Source organism: Nocardia sp. CA-290969 (genome assembly GCF_050936135.1).
GTDB lineage: Bacteria > Actinomycetota > Actinomycetes > Mycobacteriales > Mycobacteriaceae > Nocardia.
Genome location: NZ_JBNJNJ010000001.1, coordinates 52949 through 69889, shown reverse-complemented (window position 1 = coordinate 69889; position 16941 = coordinate 52949). Strand labels below are relative to the sequence as shown.

16 protein-coding genes are annotated in these 16941 nt (G+C 68.0%); 9 read left to right on the top strand and 7 right to left on the bottom strand.

What is annotated here, in order from left to right; all coding sequences use genetic code 11:
• Positions 1 to 108: 108 nt before the first annotated feature.
• Complete coding sequence (locus ACQEVO_RS00445) at positions 109 to 1635, top strand: adenylate/guanylate cyclase domain-containing protein (RefSeq protein ID WP_432907506.1); 1527 nt, start codon at positions 109 to 111, stop codon at positions 1633 to 1635.
• A gap of 74 nt (positions 1636 to 1709) precedes the next feature.
• Here ACQEVO_RS00445 and ACQEVO_RS00440 read toward each other — a convergent pair whose 3' ends face one another.
• Entirely contained in the window at positions 1710 to 3767 is a 2058-nt protein-coding gene (locus ACQEVO_RS00440; RefSeq protein WP_432907503.1) for a thioredoxin domain-containing protein, read from the bottom strand.
• Between the two features lie 82 nt (positions 3768 to 3849).
• Positions 3850 to 5250: a lipase family protein gene (locus tag ACQEVO_RS00435; protein WP_432907500.1), complete on the bottom strand. Its 1401-nt coding sequence runs from the start codon at positions 5248 to 5250 to the stop codon at positions 3850 to 3852.
• 382 nt (positions 5251 to 5632) lie between these two features.
• Here ACQEVO_RS00435 and ACQEVO_RS00430 point away from each other — a divergent pair, with 382 nt between their 5' ends.
• Both ACQEVO_RS00430 and ACQEVO_RS00425 read left to right on the top strand, forming a co-directional pair.
• On the top strand, positions 5633 to 6874 hold the full coding sequence (locus tag ACQEVO_RS00430; protein ID WP_432907498.1) for a lipase family protein: 1242 nt from the start codon (positions 5633 to 5635) through the stop codon (positions 6872 to 6874).
• A gap of 36 nt (positions 6875 to 6910) precedes the next feature.
• Entirely contained in the window at positions 6911 to 7309 is a 399-nt protein-coding gene (locus tag ACQEVO_RS00425) for an NUDIX hydrolase (RefSeq protein ID WP_432907495.1), read from the top strand.
• 69 nt (positions 7310 to 7378) lie between these two features.
• Here the strand turns inward: ACQEVO_RS00425 and ACQEVO_RS00420 are convergent, their stop codons facing one another.
• Positions 7379 to 7681 carry a hypothetical protein gene (locus ACQEVO_RS00420; RefSeq protein WP_432907492.1) on the bottom strand — a complete coding sequence of 101 codons (303 nt, stop codon included), beginning with the start codon at positions 7679 to 7681 and terminating at the stop codon, positions 7379 to 7381.
• Complete coding sequence (gene mca / locus ACQEVO_RS00415; protein WP_432922180.1) at positions 7681 to 8547, bottom strand: mycothiol conjugate amidase Mca; 867 nt, start codon at positions 8545 to 8547, stop codon at positions 7681 to 7683. The genes ACQEVO_RS00420 and mca overlap by 1 nt, the downstream gene beginning before the upstream one ends.
• Positions 8548 to 8668: 121 nt before the next feature.
• On the opposite strand from mca, the gene ACQEVO_RS00410 reads away from it, so the two are divergent.
• Entirely contained in the window at positions 8669 to 9175 is a 507-nt protein-coding gene (locus tag ACQEVO_RS00410) for a DUF4307 domain-containing protein (protein ID WP_432907489.1), read from the top strand.
• Positions 9176 to 9496: 321 nt separating this feature from the next.
• Complete coding sequence (gene greA, locus ACQEVO_RS00405) at positions 9497 to 9991, top strand: transcription elongation factor GreA (RefSeq protein ID WP_280402730.1); 495 nt, start codon at positions 9497 to 9499, stop codon at positions 9989 to 9991.
• A 97-nt stretch (positions 9992 to 10088) separates the two neighbouring features.
• Here greA and ACQEVO_RS00400 read toward each other — a convergent pair whose 3' ends face one another.
• Positions 10089 to 11231, bottom strand: coding sequence for a cystathionine gamma-synthase (locus tag ACQEVO_RS00400; protein WP_432907486.1), 1143 nt, complete (start codon positions 11229 to 11231; stop codon positions 10089 to 10091).
• A 171-nt stretch (positions 11232 to 11402) separates the two neighbouring features.
• On the opposite strand from ACQEVO_RS00400, the gene ACQEVO_RS00395 reads away from it, so the two are divergent.
• From ACQEVO_RS00395 to ACQEVO_RS00385, 3 genes are all read left to right on the top strand, one after another.
• Positions 11403 to 12578, top strand: coding sequence for an acyl-CoA dehydrogenase family protein (locus tag ACQEVO_RS00395; protein ID WP_432907483.1), 1176 nt, complete (start codon positions 11403 to 11405; stop codon positions 12576 to 12578).
• A gap of 219 nt (positions 12579 to 12797) precedes the next feature.
• Positions 12798 to 13319: a DUF4254 domain-containing protein gene (locus ACQEVO_RS00390; RefSeq protein ID WP_432907480.1), complete on the top strand. Its 522-nt coding sequence runs from the start codon at positions 12798 to 12800 to the stop codon at positions 13317 to 13319.
• Positions 13320 to 13397: 78 nt separating this feature from the next.
• Positions 13398 to 13721 carry a DUF6401 family natural product biosynthesis protein gene (locus tag ACQEVO_RS00385; protein ID WP_432907474.1) on the top strand — a complete coding sequence of 108 codons (324 nt, stop codon included), beginning with the start codon at positions 13398 to 13400 and terminating at the stop codon, positions 13719 to 13721.
• 142 nt (positions 13722 to 13863) lie between these two features.
• On the opposite strand, the gene ACQEVO_RS00380 is transcribed toward ACQEVO_RS00385, so the two are convergent.
• Both ACQEVO_RS00380 and ACQEVO_RS00375 read right to left on the bottom strand, forming a co-directional pair.
• Positions 13864 to 14802: a mechanosensitive ion channel family protein gene (locus ACQEVO_RS00380; RefSeq protein WP_432907473.1), complete on the bottom strand. Its 939-nt coding sequence runs from the start codon at positions 14800 to 14802 to the stop codon at positions 13864 to 13866.
• A gap of 106 nt (positions 14803 to 14908) precedes the next feature.
• Positions 14909 to 16300 (bottom strand): cystathionine beta-synthase, encoded by a 1392-nt coding sequence (locus tag ACQEVO_RS00375; RefSeq protein ID WP_432907471.1) that lies wholly within the window; start codon positions 16298 to 16300, stop codon positions 14909 to 14911.
• Positions 16301 to 16415: 115 nt separating this feature from the next.
• Here ACQEVO_RS00375 and ACQEVO_RS00370 point away from each other — a divergent pair, with 115 nt between their 5' ends.
• Positions 16416 to 16877 carry a hypothetical protein gene (locus tag ACQEVO_RS00370; RefSeq protein ID WP_432907468.1) on the top strand — a complete coding sequence of 154 codons (462 nt, stop codon included), beginning with the start codon at positions 16416 to 16418 and terminating at the stop codon, positions 16875 to 16877.
• The last annotated feature ends 64 nt before the right edge of the window (positions 16878 to 16941 follow it).

The following is a 16941-nucleotide window of genomic DNA, read 5'->3' as shown; positions in this document are numbered from 1 at the left end:
TCACGGGCCGATCGCGGGCGGACGACCGGATATGTCGATTAGGCTGCTTACTCGTGTCCTCCCATACCGGCCGCCCACGCGACCGCGGCTGCCGCGGATAGTCCGGCGATGAGCGACGCCAGCCCGGTCCGGCGTCGGCCCGGAGCGATCTCCCGGCTGATGCTGTGGAGCGTCCGCGCCCGCTGGGGCCTGTCGGTGATGGTTATCGCCGCGCATTTCGCCGGTCTCGCCGTAATCGTCACCGAGCTGTGGCTCATCGGCTTCCCGAGCCGGGTGGGCGCCGACCAGTTGGGCGGGATGGCCGCCGTCACGATCTACCCGGCGCTGGCGATACTGGCGGGGATCGGTCTCGCGGTCCGCGACCGGATGGCCTATTTCGGCTGGCTCGACCAATCGCGGAAACCCACCCCCGGCGAGGCGCGCCGGCTGCTGCACCTGCCCATCGCCGTCGCGCTCCGGGCGATCGCCATGTGGGCACCGGGGGTACTGGTCTCGGCGATCCTGCTGGCCCGGCTCACCGAGGAGAACGATTTCGTCGTCCTGCTCGCCATGTTCACCATCGGCGGGCTCGAATCGGCCGGGCTCACCTACCTCGTCGTCGACCGGGTGATCCGGCCGGTCGTACCCATCGTGGCCGGGGTGCTGGGCGCGACCATGCACTGGAGTTCCTCGGTATTCGTCCGGGTCGCACTGGCCTGGGCGGTATCCGGCGCGATGCCGCTGAGCGCGTTGATCGTGGTGCTGGCCGATCCGGCCAGTACCGAGGACCATCGCATCCGCACCGGGATCTACCTCGCGGCGATCAGCCTGGTGGTCGGCGCGGCGGCCACCTGGGCACTGGCGCGGGCCGTCGCCACCCCGCTGCGGACATTGCGGAAGGCGGTCGACCGGATCACCCGGGGCGACCTGGACGTGCGGGTGCCGGTGGGCAGCGCCAGCGAGATCGGCCGGTTGGAACATTCGGTCAACGAGATGTCGGCGAATCTGCGCGAACGGCTGCGGATGCGCGATGTGTTCGGCCGGCACGTCGGCGAAGAGGTCGCCGAACGCGCGCTGTCGGGCGGTATCGACCTCACCGGCGATGTGCGGGAGGTCACGGCACTGTTCGTGGACGTCACCGGGTCGGTGGCGATCTCCACCGGGTTGCCGCCCCAGGAGTTCGTCGCCAAACTCAACCGGCTGATGGCCACCGTGGTGGCGGCCACCGAGGACAACGACGGCCTGGTCAACAAGTTCGAAGGCGATGCGGCGCTGTGCATTTTCGGCGCCCCGATCGCGCTGGCGGACAACGCCACACCGGCGTTACGGGCGGCACGGCGGATCCGCGACGAGGTCGCGGCGGCCGGGGAACTCGATATCGGCATCGGCGTGGCGATGGGCCGGGTATTCGCCGGTGACCTCGGCACCGACACCCGCCGCGAGTACACCGTGATCGGCGACGCGGTGAACGCCGCGGCCCGGCTCACCACCCGCGCCAAGGAAGTCCCGCGGCGCATCCTGGTGTCGCAGAGCGTGATCGACGCCGCCGCGGCGGACGAGCGGGCGAACTGGGTGAAGTACGGCGCCGTCGCACTGCGGGGTATCAACGAGCCCACGTCCTCGTGGACCGACCGGGAACCCGAAACGGCACCGTAGGCGGAGCCGACCGGTCCCGGGAACTGCGCGTCCCTCGAGGCCGGAGCCCGTGGCCCGACACGGGGCACGCCCGGTCACTCGGCCGGGCGCCCGGCGGATACCCGGGTGAGCGCGGCACGCAGGGCCTCCGGTGTGGTCACCGGCAGATCGCAGACCGTGCCGCGGCAGACGTAGGCCGCGGCGGTGCCCTCTATCGCGGGGCGATCGGCGAGCAACGGGATGGTGTCCGCGGTGGCCCGCACGATGATCGCCCCGCCGGGCGCGTGATCCCGGGCGACCTCCAGCAACTCCACATCGCCCACCGGGACATATCCGGTGGTGGATATCGCGATCTGCAGCGGCCCCTGCAACGCGGCTTCGGCGACCGTCAGCCATTGCCCCGCCGAACGCGGCGCTCTGGCCAGCACCACGGCACCGCGGGCCAGCGTCTGGTCGGCCAGTTCCCGGTAGCGCGCGGCATGCTCGGGTTCGACCACCGCGGAGGCGGTGAGCAGCGCTTCGGCGAGCACCGAGGCACCGGCCGGGGTGGCGCCGTCGATCGGGTCCCGGGGACGCGCGATCAGGGTCTCGGCGTCGTCGGCGGTATCGAACCAGCTGCCGGGTTCGTCCGGGTCGGCGAAATGTGTGATCGCCGCGTCCAGGACTCGGTGGATATCGGGCAGCCAGCCGGCCGAACCCGAGTACTGGTGCAGGGCCAGCAGCGCGGTCGCCAGCCAGGCGTAGTCCTCGAGCACGCCGGGCGCGGTCCCGGCCACCCCGCCGAGCGAGGCGCGTAGCACCCGGTCGCCGGTCATATGGACATCGAGGATCACCCGGGAGAGTTCGTAGGCCGCGTCGAACCAGTCGCGGCGGTCCAGCGCGCGGGCGGCCTCGCAGAGCGCGGTGATGGCCATACAGTTCCAGGCGGTGACCATTTTGTCGTCCCGCTCGGGTTGCGGGCGCCGGTCGCGCGCCGCGCGCAGAGCGGTCCGGACGCGCTCGAAACGTTCGGTGTCCTCGGGATCGTGCAGCCGGGTGAGTACCGAACTGCCCTGTTCGAAATTGCCGGCCGTGGTGACCCCGAAGATCTCCCCCGCCCAGGCGCCGTCGACCGGGCCCAGTTCGCCCACCAGCTCGGCGGGGTTCCATACGTAAGTCGCGCCCTCCATCCCGGGCGCACCCGGTTCGACCTGGGTGTCGGCGTCGAGAGCGGAGGCGAAACCGTTCGCGGTGGCCAGATCGTCGAACAGGAATCCGACCAGTTCCTCGGTGATCCGGCGAGGTAGCGGATCGCCGGGGGTGCGCCGGGCCAGGTGTGCGTAGAAGCGCAGCAGACCGGCGTTGTCGTAGAGCATCTTCTCGAAATGCGGGACGACCCACGCGGCATCCACCGAGTAGCGGGCGAAACCGCCCCGCAGCTGGTCGTAGATACCGCCGCGGGCCATCGCCTCGGCCGTACGGTCCACCACCGTGCGCACCTCGGGGTCGCCGGTACGTTCCCAGCTGCGCAGCAGCCCCTCCAGCAGTGCCGCAGGCGGAAACTTCGGAGCGCCGCCGAAACCACCGTGCACCTCGTCGAAATCGCGGAGCACCGCGGCGACGGCATGATCCAGCAGTTCGGGGGTTATCTCGAGTTCGCTCTTCGGCAGCCCGCTCGCCTGCGCCCGCAGTGCCTCGGCAACCTGATCGGCCGCGGTGTCGACATCGGCGCGCCGGTTACGCCAGGTATCGGTGATCGCGGTGAGCAACTGGGTGAAGGACGGCATCCCGCCGCGGGGCATCTTCGGGTAGTAGGTACCGCAGTAGAACGGCTCGCCGGCCGGGGTGAGGAAACAGGTCATCGGCCACCCGCCCTGCCCGGTCATCGCGACGGTGGCGTTCATGTACACGGCGTCCAGGTCCGGCCGTTCCTCCCGGTCGACCTTGATACAGACGAATTCGTCGTTCATCTGCGCCGCCGTCCGCTCGTCCTCGAACGATTCGTGCGCCATCACATGACACCAGTGACAACTGGCGTACCCCACTGACAGCAGAATCGGCACATCGCGCGCGGCGGCTTCCGCCAGCGCATCGGCATCCCATTCCCGCCAGTGGACGGGATTGTCCGCGTGCTGGCGCAGATATGGCGAAGTCGCACCGGCCAATCGGTTCATACTCTCCAGCCTTCCACACCCGCCCGGGAGCCGCTCCGAGCCACACAGCCCCATGAGACCGGGCCGGGCCGGGCACACCCGATCAGTGACATTCGTCGGGAGCGGGTTCCCCGCGCAACCGGGCGTCGAGCCAGGCGAAGGAACCGGGGAAGCCGGTGCCGAGCCCGGTCACGTGCTCGCCGGGCTCGCTGCGGAACACCGCGGTGACACCGCGGGCGCACTGCTGCCGGAAGAGTTCGCGAGCTCCTTCGATCGGGATCCACAGGTCGTGGGCCGCATGGTAGATGTACAGCGGCGCCCCGGAGGTACGGCCGCTCAGGTCCGTCGCCGTGAAGACCTGTTCGGCGACATCGCTGTCGAGCGGGTCGGTGATATTCGCGGTGACCTCGATCGGTATGCCGATCACCCCCATCGGGCCGGCGATCTCCCCGCAGGCGTCCTTGAGAGGAGAGGTCGCCGCCCATTGGGCCAGGTTGTTCAGGTGCCCGAGGATCTCCGGATGCTCCCGCGCCATCGCGAGTACGACCACCAGCAGGACCCCGGAGGCGAAATTGCCGTTGAACCGGTCGGCGATATCACGGTTGTCGGTGACGAGTCCGCCGGTACTCACGCCGACGACGACCTCGGAGAGCTCCGGCGCGTATTCGTCGAGCAGCATGGCCGTCGCGTAGGAGGCGATACCGCCGCCGGAGTAGCCGCCGACGGCGAAACGGCTGTCACCGAATTCGGCGCCGGGCAGCGACCGCACGGCGCGCATCCCGTCGAGGATGACCTGCCCCGCGACATTGGGTTCCGCGTAGGCCATCCACGGGCCTTCGTGATCGGGGATCAGAACCGCGTAGCCCCGGTTCAGCGCGGAGGCGGCGGTCGGCGGGAACGCGTCGGTGGCGCTGCTGCCGCTGACGTTGCCGCCGCTGAGCATCCCATGTGCCAGCACATAACCGGGCGTGCACCGCTTGCCCAGGGAGTTGATCGGCCGCGCGTCGACCAGTACCGGCCGCGCGCCGGGCCCCGGCCACGCGGTGGGCGGAGTGACCAGGGTCGCCGTGCCGTAGGAGGGTTCGCCGTTCGCGGAGGTCGAACGGTATTTCAGCAACTGCGCGCGGCCGACCGGCGTCGCCAGCACCTCGGCCGCTGTGGCTGTCACATCACGCTGCTCGAGGATATCGCCGGGTGCCGAATCGGCCAGCCGCTCCGGCCAGGTATCGAAGATCGGATCGCCGGTCGGCGAGGATTGCACCGCACGCCACAGGGCGGCGAGTTCGGGGGACATCTCGGCGTGCGGCGGTGCGGCTGCCGGCGGTATGGGCGGTGCGGGTATCGCGTCGTCGATCTGTTGCTGCAGGTCGGAGGGCGCCGCCGGTTCGGCGTGTACCTGAGCGGCAAGAGGTTGTCCGGTGAGCAGCAGACAGCTGATCGTGCTCGTGATCAGCACGATACGTGGTAACCATCCGCGGGACAGCCGCGCATGTCGATCGTTCATTCCGGTTCCTTCAGCAATCGGTGAACAGGTCCGTGGCAACAAGCAGGGTGAGGGAGCCTTGTTGACCGATGCCGTCTCATCGCCGAACGCTATGACGCACTGTGCGTTTCGAACAGCGTCGCCATTCTACTGATCATGATCGAGCGGTATCGTGGCGAAAACCACAGTGCATGAACACTATTCATGTGACATTGCACCGATCTTCCGCTCCGGTTTGCGGATCGCCGACAGTGGCTGCCAATACTCGGGAGAACGTGGTGAACAGAGGGTGAGGGTCCGCATGAAGCCGTTCCGGGCGATCATGGTTACGTTGCTTGTGGGTTGTGCGGCATCGGTCGGGCAATTGCCCCGTGCGTACGCGGAGCCCGCCACCGAGCCGGACGTGTCGAATCCGTCCCCGTTGCAGGAGTGGATCGACAATACGATCCCGGCTCCCCCACAGTTCGGGGACAGCGCACCGGACGAGGCGCTGTGGCGCGGGGTGTTGCCCTCGGCGGTCGGCGACCCGATCTTCGACTCGTGGCCCGCCGGCCTCGCGGAGCGCGCACCCGGTCAGATCATCGAAACACGAGACATCACGGCGACCACCGCCGTGCGCATGGCCACCCCCATCGCGCGCGCGACATTGCTGAAATTCCGGTCCACCTCCGCCACCGGTGCACCGACCTTCGGCACCGCGACCCTGATCGTGCCGGCGGCCGAATGGCCCGGCCCGGGTCCCCGGCCGGTGGAGGTGAACGCGATGCCGATCAATTCACTCGGAACGCACTGCACCCCCGGTTTCCAGTTGTCGCACGACCTCTTGGACCGGCCCAACGGCGATTTCCCGGTTTTCCTGCCGTCGGTCTGGTTGGCGCTGAGCAAGGGTTACGCGGTCCTCATGCCGGATCACGAGGGCCCGCTGATGGCCTACGCCGAACCGAATATCGCCGGACACGTCATGCTCGATTCGATTCGCGCGGTCCGCGCCTTCGCACCGGCCGAATTCGGTGACAGCCGATATGTGGCCGTCGGCTATTCCGGGGGCGCGATCGCCGCCTACGCGACGGCCATGCTGCTCGACGAGTACGCGCCGGAGCTGTCGGATTCGCTGGTGGGCGCGGCGGCCGGTGGCCTGGTCACCGACAATTCGAGCGTGGCCCACCAGTTCAACGGCAATATCTCCTCCGGGATCCTGTTGACGGTGGCGCTGGCGGTTTCGCGCGAACGTCCCGAGATCTTGCAGTACATGAACCATCTCGGGCAATGGGTGGCGTCCTCGCCGCTACGCGATATCTGCGGCGACTCCTCGGGGCCGCTCGGTGTGGTCGGTATTCCGATCGATGTCGCGGCGAATACCGCGAACGCGCTCGACACCCCGTTCGCCGCGCGGACCTTCGAGCAGCTGGACCTGAAAGGCCGGACCTCGGCCGTACCGCTGTTCATCTACCACGGCTTGCACGATCCGTGGATTCCGCTCGACGACGCCCAGAACATGTATCGGCAACAGTGCGACCGCGGCGTCCCCGGTGTCTTCCGTGTCGTAGGCGGTGAGCACCTGCTCGGCTACGTCAGCGGCTATCCCGAGCTCAGCGGCTGGATCGACGCGCGGCTACGCGGCGAACCCGCGCCGAACGAATGCTGAACGGCCGGCCGGGGAGCGGCCTCCTATCGTGGACCCGTGATCAGAACCGCTGCCCTGGCCCATATTCGTGATCGCCGGCTGATCCAGACCCGGTCGACCGGCAAGACCGTGTTCTATATGGCCGGTGGGAAGATCGATGCCGGGGAGACGGCCCTGCAGGCACTGCACCGGGAGGTCCGGGAGGAGCTGGGTGTCGGCGTCACCGGGGTCAGCCGGCTGGGTGTTTTCGAGGCCGAGGCGTACGGGCACGCGGCCGGTACCCAGCTGCATATGACCTGTTTCCTGGGTGAGGTCACCGCCGAACCGGCTCCGGCAGGCGAAATCGCCGAGTTCCGGTATTTCACCGGCGGGGAGTACGCCGCCATGCCGGAGGTCGCCCCGGGTTCTTTGCTGGTTTTCCGGCAACTGCACCGGCTCGGCCTGATCGACTGGTGATCCGCCGCCGCTTCCGCCGAACAGCGCTGCCCACGATCCGGCGGTCAGCGGCACACACCGGGCCGTCGGCTACGAAGGCCGCTCGGAACCGTCGGCGGTGGGGCTCGCGGATCCCTCCGCACGGCGGACCGTGCCGGGGTCGGTGCCCTCGTCGGCCTCCTGGTCCGGTTCCGGATGATCCGGTTCGAAGGTTTCCGGCAGGTTTTTCAGATGTTTGTTCATCGAACGGACCAGCAGGAATGTCCCGGCGAGCAGAATCAGGACCACCGCCAGGCCGAGCGGGGAGGCCTTACCGAATTCCGGGCCGGTCGGGGTGCCGGGGGTCTGCGCCAGCAGCCCGGAGGCGTAGACGGAGAGCTGCGTCATGATCATCAGCGGTGCTCATCGGTGATGCCGGCGAACAGGTCGGTTTCCGGGATATCGGTGCTTACCCGGGTGCGGGCCAGTTCGAACTCCTCGGTCGGCCACAGCCGTTGCTGCATTTCCAGCGGGATGGCGAAGAATGCGCCGTTGGGGTCTACCTGGGTGGCGTGGGCGCGCAGCGCGTCGTCGCGGCGCGGGAAGTACTTACCGCATTCGATCTGGGTGGTGACCCGGGCCATGATGTCGCCGCGTTCCACCGCGTACTTACGGGAGCGGTCCAGCCATTCCTGCAGCGGGAACGGTTCACCCATCCGGGCGAACTCCTCGGCGAAAACCTCCATCCGCCGGATCGAGAACCCGTGGTCGTAGTACAGCTTGAGCGGCGTCCAGGGTTCCCCGGCATCCGGGAATTTCTCCGGGTCGCCCGCGGCCTCGAACGCCGCCACCGAGACCTCGTGGCAGCGGATGTGGTCGGGATGCGGATAGCCACCCATCTCGTCGTAGGTGGTCATCACATGCGGTTTGAACTCGCGCACGACCCGCACCAGCGCCTCGGTGGCCACCTCGAGCGGGACGAGCGCGAACGAATCCTCGGGCAGCGGGGGCAGCGGGTCGCCCTCGGGCAGCCCGGAGTCGATGAACCCGAGCCAGGTCTGCCGCACGCCCAGCGCGGCGGCCGCGGCGGCCATCTCCTCGCGCCGGATCTCGTCCATACGCTCGAGCACCCCGGGGGTATCCATGGCCGGGTTGAGTATGCTGCCGCGTTCCCCGCCGGTCAGCGTGACGACGAGGACGTCATGGCCCTCGTCGGCATAGCGGGCGGTGGTCGCACCGCCTTTGCTGGATTCGTCGTCGGGGTGGGCATGCACCGCCATGAGGCGAAGGCCACTCACTTCTCGTTCACCGTCGCTCTCGGTCGCGGGTGTTCGGACTTCATTACCTATAGTTCCATCCGGACCCATTCTGTTCCGACCTACCCCCCGGGAGCACCAGATCATGACCGAGCCCACGCCGGAACCCGGGCACACCGTGGCGGCAGGGTCCGCCGACGCGCCCTCCGGGGCGGCCGGCCCGGGCTCCGGAACCGACCGCTACGCCGACCGCTACGGCCGCACGCCTGGCCCGAAACGATGGCGCCGGTGGGGTGCGCTGCTCACCGGTGTGGTGGTGCTGGCCGGTATCGGCATCGCCTACGTGGGCTGGAAGAATTTCGGGCCGAAGGACATCGAATCCGAACAGCTCGGCTACACCGTGCTCGACGATTCCTCGGTCGAGTTGCGCATCCTGCTCACCCGCGCGGACCCCTCGGTGCCGGTGGTCTGCGTGGTCCGCGCCATGTCCCGTGACCTCACCGAAGTAGGCCGCCGCGAAGTCTTGATCCAGCCCTCGGGTGCCGAGGAAACGGTCCGGATCAGCACCGTAATCGAGGCCAGTGAACGCCCGTCCTCGGCCGCGATCTACACCTGCACCGACAGCGTCCCCGGATACCTGCGAACCGAATAAAGTCCCATCACCCAGTGCGACGCGCAGCGTCTCCAAAATTACAGACCCGCGGGTAAAAACTAGCCCGACCTGCATTTTTGTGATTCATGCTAAAATGGCTTCACACACGGTTCCGGGGCACGGAGCCGTGTTTGCTGCATTGGCGGCCGACGCGGTCGATGCCGGGTAGTCGAAAGGGTCCGGCATCAGGCTGTCGGGGTGATTCGAACTTCCCGCAGATCGCGATAGCCGTCGGCTGAAGCATGCCTGCCCGCGGGTGGGTCGTGCGGCAGTGATCAGGAATCCCGGCCTGCCGGGGACAACTACTAGGGAGTGATCGAGATGACTGAGACCCAAGTGACCTGGCTGACCCCGGAGTCGCATGACAGGCTCAAGAGCGAACTCGACGCGCTCATCGCCAATCGTCCGGTCATCGCCGCCGAGATCAACGAGCGCCGCGAAGAGGGCGACCTCAAGGAGAACGGCGGCTACCACGCGGCGCGCGAGGAACAGGGCCAGCAGGAGGCCCGGATCCGGCAGCTGCAGGAACTGCTGAACAACGCCAAGGTCGGCGTGGCGCCCACCAAGTCCGGTGTCGCGCTGCCGGGGTCTGTCGTGAAGGTCTACTACGACGGTGACGAGGACGACACCGAGACCTTCCTCATCGCGACCCGCGAGGAGGGCCTGGGCAACCCCGATCTCGAGACCTACTCCCCCAGCTCTCCGCTGGGCGGCGCGCTGATCGACGCGAAGGTCGGCGAGACCCGCGAATACACCCTGCCCAACGGCAACACCATGAAAGTGACGCTGGTCAGCGCCGAGCCCTACCACAGCTGATGTGACGGCCCCGGCGCCTCGCGCCGGGCAGCCGGACGAAGACACGAGCGGCCGCATCCGACTTCCCGGATACGGCCGCTCGTTCATTCCCGGTCGCTCAGCTCAGTGCCTGCTCGAGGTCGGACAGCAGATCGCTGATGTCCTCGATCCCCACCGAGAGCCGCACCAGATCCGCCGGCACCTCCAGGTCGGACCCTGCGGTGGAGGCGTGGGTCATGGCCGCGGGATGTTCGATCAGCGATTCGATGCCGCCGAGCGATTCGGCGAGGGTGAACACCTCGGTGCGCGAGCACAGGTCGCGGGCGGCTTCCAATCCGCCGGCCAGCCGCACCGAGATCATCCCGCCGAACCGCCGCATCTGCTTATCGGCCACGGCATGGCCGGGATGCTCCGGCATACCGGGGTAGATGACCTTGCTGATCGCCGGATTCCGGGACAGGAACTCGGCGAGCGTTTCGGCGTTGTCGCAGTGGCGGTCCATCCGCAGCGCCAGGGTTTTGGTGCCGCGCAGGGTTAGGAAAGCGTCGAACGGGCCGGGTACCGCGCCCGCGCCGTTCTGCAGGAACGCGAAGGCGGCGTCGAGTTCGGCGTCGTCGGTGATCAGCGCACCGCCGATCACGTCGGAATGACCACCCAGATACTTGGTGGTGGAATGCAGCACCACATCGGCGCCGAGCAGCAGCGGCTGCTGCAGGTACGGGGTGGCGAAGGTGTTGTCGACCACCAGTTTGGCGCCCGAGGTGTGCGCGATATCGGCCAGCGCGGGGATGTCACCGATATTGAGCAGCGGGTTGGTGGGCGTTTCCACCCAGATCAGCTTGGTTTCGGGCCGGATGGCGGCACGCATCGCGTCGATATCGGCGACGGCGGCCGCCGTATAGCTGATACCCCAGCCGGTGAAGACCTTGTCGATCAGCCGGAAGGTACCGCCGTAGGCGTCGTCCGGGATGACGATATGGTCGCCGGGCCGCAGCATCGCGCGCAGCGCACAGTCGGTGGCGGCCATCCCGGAGGCGAACGCGCGGCCGTACCGGCCGTTCTCGAGGGCGGCCAAGTTGGCTTCCAGAACCGTGCGGGTGGGGTTGCCGGTCCGGGCGTATTCGTACCCGCCACGCAGCCCGCCCACGCCGTCCTGGGCGAAGGTGGAACTGGCGTAGATGGGAACGTTCACCGCGCCGGTGCGCGGATCGGGATCGTAACCGGCGTGGACAGCCCTGGTGGTGAATCCCAGTTCGCTCATAGCCCCACCATAAACGTCGGGTTCCGGATCGTTGCACGCCGGTCGCTTGTCCGGCCGGGTCGCCGGTCGTTTCGGGGGCCGCGGCGGGATGCCCGGTTCCGCCGCGTGACGCAGGTCCGGAGCGGCATCGAGGAAACGGTCGGTCCGCCCGGCTCGGATTACGCTGGGCGCATGCAGACCGTGGCCGAACTTTTCGCGACAGACACCCTGCTCACCGGCGAGGAACGGGAGATCCGCGATACCGTCGCGGCGTTCACCGAACGCCGGGTGCGGCCGAATATCGCGGAATGGTTCGAGGCCGGCACGTTCCCGGTGCGCGAGATCGCACCGGAACTCGGGAAACTGGGTGTGCTGGGGATGCATCTGGAGGGTTACGGCTGCGCCGGACTCCCGGCGACCGCTTACGGCCTGGCCTGCCAGGAATTGGAGGCGGCCGATTCCGGGCTGCGCTCGCTGGTATCGGTGCAGGGGTCGCTGGCGATGACCGCGATCCACAAGTTCGGCTCCGAGGAGCAGAGAACCGAATGGCTCCCGGAGATGGCCGCCGGCCGCATGCTGGGATGTTTCGGGCTCACCGAACCGGATTTCGGGTCCGACCCGGGCGGTATGCGCACCCGGGCGCGACGCGACGGCGACGACTGGGTGCTCAACGGGTCGAAAATGTGGATCACCAACGGTTCGGTGGCCGATATAGCCGTGGTGTGGGCGAAGGTGGATGTCGAGGGCAAAGAGGTCGTCCGGGGGTTCCTGGTACCGGCCGGCACCCCCGGTTTCACGGCCCGGGAGATGACCCGGAAGCTCTCGCTGCGCGCCTCGATCACGGCCGAACTGACGCTGGACGAGGTCCGGCTGCCCGCCACGGCGGTCCTGCCCGGCTCCGAAGGGCTCTCGGCACCGCTGTCCTGCCTGAGCGAAGCCCGGTTCGGCATCATTTTCGGCGCCCTGGGCGCGGCCCGGGACTGTTTGCAGGCGGCGATCGACTACGCCCGCACCCGCGAGGTTTTCGACAAACCCTTGGCCGCGTATCAACTGACGCAGGCGAAATTGGCGGATATGGCCGTGGAATGGGGTAAGGGCCAGCTGCTGGCATTGCATCTCGGGCGTTTGAAGGATCGTGGCGAACTCACGCCGCAACAGGTGAGCGCGGGAAAGCTGAACAGCACCCGCGAGGCGATCGCGATAGCCCGGGAATGCCGCACGATATTGGGCGCCAACGGAATAACCCTCGACTATCCGGTGCTGCGGCACGCGAACAATCTCGAATCGGTACTCACCTACGAGGGCACCGCCGAGGTCCATCAACTGGTACTGGGCAAGGCATTGACGGGCAGCGCGGCATTTCGCTGAGCGCGCCGGAGCCACTTGCCATTTCATCTCGGTCCACTCGCGGTTACCGGTGAATACACTGCCTCACAACGCGTTCCGCGCGTGCGGAGGACATTGTTACCAACTGTCATCCTCGAGCCATCTTCGTGTCACCCATGAGCCGGGCAGACGGCGCACTCTGATATGCGCACCCGGGGCGGGTCGGGAAAGCGTCCCGGGTGAAGTACACGGAGGTGCGTTATGAACTCGCAGTCGCCCGGACCGGGCAATCGGCGACCGGCTATCGCGGCGAAATCCGCCGCCGCTTCGAAAGTCGCGCGGAATTCGCGCGACCGCGCTACCGCCCTACGATTACCCGATCAGCGCGAACTCGTCGCCGCCTTCACCGCGGCCGAGCATCCGCAGACCGGTCAGCCGCTGCTGGCCTGGGCGAACACCCTGGCTCATCTGCACCGCCGCCGGCACGGCGATCCGCTGTCGACGGCCGGAATAGATTGCCGCCGCGCCGAAGTCGTCGAATTGATCGACCGCTGGGTCGGCGACCGGGCCACCGCGGCGCGCGCCCGCCGGCCGCGGGCGGGTTCGCTCGGAACGACAATCGACCGGATGGCCGCCGCACATGTGCACGCGAACCATCTGCTGCATCATTGCGAGCGCGTATCCGACGACCGGGTACACGCCGCGTGGTACCGGTTGGCGCTACTGGCCGACGAATGGACGGACCTGGTCACCGGCGCCGAGCCCGTGCACCGCAGAACCTGATCTTTCAGCGGCTCTACCTGCACAAATGCGCTGTATATCACAATTCGATATATAGCGGCGCGTTGTTACCATTGGGACATGTTCGCCCTGGGTCCCCGTGTGTTCGAAGTTTCCGCCCGCCGTTTCCTGGAGGGTGTCCACCGGACCCACGGGGCCCCGGCGCGCGCCGCGGCCGCGGCGCTTCCGGGCTTGTCGGCAGTACTCGATCAGCATGCCGCCGCGGTCCGCGACATCCTCGACCTCGGTATCGACTCGGCGGGGCAGGTCTCCTCGACCGTTCTCGTGGCCGGGTATATGCGCGGCCTGATGGACGAACTGACCGTGCCGCTTGCCGAGCCCGCCGATTGGGCCACCGCCGAGTGGTTGCATCTGCGCCTCGCCGGCGCCTGCCTGCTGTGTTGATTTGCGCCGCCTCCGGCGGCGCGGGGTTCGGGGCCCCCTTGGTCTCGTTCTTCACTCCTCCGCTCCTCCGCTTCGCTCCCCCGCTCCGTCGCTCCAGAACGAGACGGGCCCCGAACCATCGGATGTGGACGCACGTGTGCCGTTACCGCAGGTGGCGTGGTTCGCCTCCACCGTAGGGCGGCTGACCACCGTATGGGGGGTTGCCGTACTGCTGGCGGTAATCGGTGGGGGGCATCTGCTGTCCGAACTCACCGGGTTCACCGCGGAAACCGCCCTGCGCGGGCTGCGGCTGGTCCCACTGCGGATTCCGGGCCCCCGGCGCCGGCTGTCGGCCGGCCATCCGCTCCCGTTCCCGGGACGCGTCCTCGCGACCGCGCTGATAGGCCTCGGCGTGGCCGCGCATCGCGGGCAACTCCTGTTCCAGGCCGCCGAGCCACGACTCCCAGCGCTGCTGCATGGGCCGCACCAGACCACCACCGACGCCGACCACCAGGATCCCGCCGAGGGTGGCCAGGACCGCGATCAGGATGGGCGTGGTGACCGCGGTGGCCACCCCGATCTGGTTCAACGCGGCGATGATGCCGATACCCCAGATGAACACGGTGGCGATCCGGCCGATCATCGGGCCGTAGCTGAGACCGCCGAGCGCGTTGGTCACCAGATCGCTCACCGCGTGCGCGATCGCACCCGCGATGCAGATGATCAGGATCGCGACCGCAAGACTGGGCAGCCAGCCGACGATTCCGTCGATCACATCGCTCACCGGGTTCGGGCCGAACACCCCGAAGCCGAGTTGCAGGGTGATCAGCAGGATCGCGTAGTACGCGACCTTCGCCAGCAGGTCCGAGGCGTCGTATTTACTGCGCGAGAGCATCCGCTCGATCCCGCCCCGCTCGACCAGCCGATCGAAACCTACCCGCTCCAGCACCTTGTCGACGATCTTCGCGACCACTCTGGCGATGATCCAGCCGATGAGCAGGATGACCAGGAAGCCGGCGAGCTTCGGGACGAAGGTCGCGACCGAACTCCACGCGTCAGAGAAACCCTGCTGGAAATCGATTGCCAAACTCGAGGTTCGCACAAGCCCTTCCCTTCGCTCTCCGAACGAACGTGGCAGTTGCCACGAACGGTGTCGGTCTCGTTATACCCCTCCGGAGCTGGTTGAACCTGCGATTGCGGAATAATTGCTAATGGGCCGCCCGGCCGGTGCTCACAAAGCCCAGCAGGTCGTGGCGGGTGATCACACCGACCGGTTTACCGTCCTCGACAACCATCAGCGCATCGGTATCCGACAGCGCCTTGGTGGCCGCCGAGATCGGCTCCCCGGATCCGATCAGCGGGAACGACGCGCTCATATGCTGGGCGACCGAATCGGTGAGCTGCGCGCGTCCGGAGAACACCGCCGACAGCAGATCCCGCTCGGACACACTGCCCGCGACCTCCCCGGCCATCACCGGCGGTTCGGCGCCCACCACCGGCATCTGCGACACCCCGTACTCGCGCAGGATCTCGATGGCATCGCGCAGGGTCTCCGAGGGATGGGTGTGCACCAGATCGGGCAGTTCCCCGGACTTACCGCGGAGCACATCCCCGACCAGGGTTTCGGTGGTGGACCCGTCGAGCGGCGTGCGCAGGAACCCGTAGGAGCTCATCCACCGGTCGTTGAAGATCTTCGACATATAGCCGCGCCCGCCGTCGGGCAGCAAGACGACCACCACGGCGTCCGGATCGCGCCGGGCGACCTCGAGCGCCGCCACCACGGCCATCCCGCAGGAACCGCCGACCAGCAGGCCCTCCTCCCGGGCCAGGCGCCGGGTCATATCGAACGAGTCCGCGTCGGAGACGGCGATGATCTCGTCGGGGATCGCCGGATCGTAGGCCGACGGCCAGAAATCCTCACCGACGCCCTCGACCAGATACGGCCGGCCGGTGCCGCCGGAGTACACCGAACCCTCCGGATCGGCGCCGATGACCTGCACCTTTCCGCCGGACATCTCCTTGAGGTAGCGCCCCGCGCCGGTGATGGTGCCGCCGGTACCGACACCGGCGACGAAATGGGTCACCGTGCCCTCGGTATCGCGCCAGATCTCCGGGCCGGTGGTCTCGTAGTGACTGTCCGGGCCGCCCGGGTTGGAGTACTGATCCGGTTTCCAGGCGCCGTCGATCTCCTGCACCAGCCGGTCGGACACGCTGTAGTAGCTGTCCGGGTGCTCCGGCGGCACCGCGGTCGGGCACACCACCACTTCGGCGCCGTAGGCGCGCAACACATTGCGCTTGTCCTCGCTCACCTTGTCCGGGCAGACGAAAACACAGTGGTAGCCGCGCTGCTGCGCCACCAGGGCCAGGCCGACGCCGGTATTGCCGGAGGTCGGTTCGACGATGGTCCCGCCGGGCCGCAGGTCGCCCGACTTCTCGGCCGCCTCGATCATCTTCACCGCGATGCGGTCCTTGGAGCTCCCGCCCGGGTTCAGGTACTCGATCTTGGCCGCCACCAGCCCGGCACCCGAGGGAACCACCGAGTTCAACCGGACCAGCGGGGTGTTGCCGATGAGGTCCACGACATGATCCGCGATGCGCATACCCCCCATCGTTGCAGAGGCGTTGCCGGCGGCCTCGGCGTGGTCCGCCGCGGCACCCCGGTCGCGGTCGGTAAATCCGGCGACCACGCGCCCGAGCATCTAGGATCTCGGAGCTATGAGGCTGCCGAAGTTCGCGCGCACCACCGTGATCCTGGCCGGATCGGTGTTCGCGCTGATCGCCGCGCCCGGCGCCCCGGCCGGCGCCACGACCCAGTCGTTCCCGGACGTCCCCACCCTGGCCTACGGCGGGCTGTGCGGCACCAGCATCCGGACCTGGGCGGACACCAGCCCTCAATGGCCGGGCCGGGCGGTGATCAATGTCCGCGCGAACCCCGTCCTCGGCGTGGGCACCGGTTCGTACCCCTTCGCTCCGCTGTGCGAGGTGCTGACCACGGTGTCCTGGCGCAACCTGGACACCGGGGCCACCGGAACCTACGTCAACAACGTGGTCACCGGTATCTACGGCAGCATCCAGTACTCCCTGTTCCAGGACACCGGCCCCGGCCGCGTGGCCGTGATCGTCACCACGAATCACGCGAGCATCCCCGCCCACGGCAGTTTCGTCGTCCCGGCATAGCGCGCCGCGTGCCGAGGCAGGGCCCCGCGGCCGCGCCACCGTGAACGACGCGTCCCTCGACGTA

Excerpts from the sequence above, each read along its gene's own strand:
- ACQEVO_RS00445 (WP_432907506.1), top strand. The coding sequence starts at position 109 with ATGAGCGACGCCAGCCCGGTCCGGCGTCGGCCCGGAGCGATCTCCCGG.
- ACQEVO_RS00410 (WP_432907489.1), top strand. The coding sequence starts at position 8,669 with ATGACCGAGCCCACGCCGGAACCCGGGCACACCGTGGCGGCAGGGTCC.
- mca (WP_432922180.1), bottom strand. The coding sequence starts at position 8,547 with ATGGCGGTGCATGCCCACCCCGACGACGAATCCAGCAAAGGCGGTGCG.
- ACQEVO_RS00385 (WP_432907474.1), top strand. The coding sequence starts at position 13,398 with ATGTTCGCCCTGGGTCCCCGTGTGTTCGAAGTTTCCGCCCGCCGTTTC.
- ACQEVO_RS00440 (WP_432907503.1), bottom strand. The coding sequence starts at position 3,767 with ATGAACCGATTGGCCGGTGCGACTTCGCCATATCTGCGCCAGCACGCG.
- ACQEVO_RS00390 (WP_432907480.1), top strand. The coding sequence starts at position 12,798 with ATGAACTCGCAGTCGCCCGGACCGGGCAATCGGCGACCGGCTATCGCG.
- ACQEVO_RS00420 (WP_432907492.1), bottom strand. The coding sequence starts at position 7,681 with ATGATCATGACGCAGCTCTCCGTCTACGCCTCCGGGCTGCTGGCGCAG.
- ACQEVO_RS00435 (WP_432907500.1), bottom strand. The coding sequence starts at position 5,250 with ATGAACGATCGACATGCGCGGCTGTCCCGCGGATGGTTACCACGTATC.
- ACQEVO_RS00400 (WP_432907486.1), bottom strand. The coding sequence starts at position 11,231 with ATGAGCGAACTGGGATTCACCACCAGGGCTGTCCACGCCGGTTACGAT.
- ACQEVO_RS00395 (WP_432907483.1), top strand. The coding sequence starts at position 11,403 with ATGCAGACCGTGGCCGAACTTTTCGCGACAGACACCCTGCTCACCGGC.
- ACQEVO_RS00370 (WP_432907468.1), top strand. The coding sequence starts at position 16,416 with ATGAGGCTGCCGAAGTTCGCGCGCACCACCGTGATCCTGGCCGGATCG.
- greA (WP_280402730.1), top strand. The coding sequence starts at position 9,497 with ATGACTGAGACCCAAGTGACCTGGCTGACCCCGGAGTCGCATGACAGG.
- ACQEVO_RS00375 (WP_432907471.1), bottom strand. The coding sequence starts at position 16,300 with ATGCGCATCGCGGATCATGTCGTGGACCTCATCGGCAACACCCCGCTG.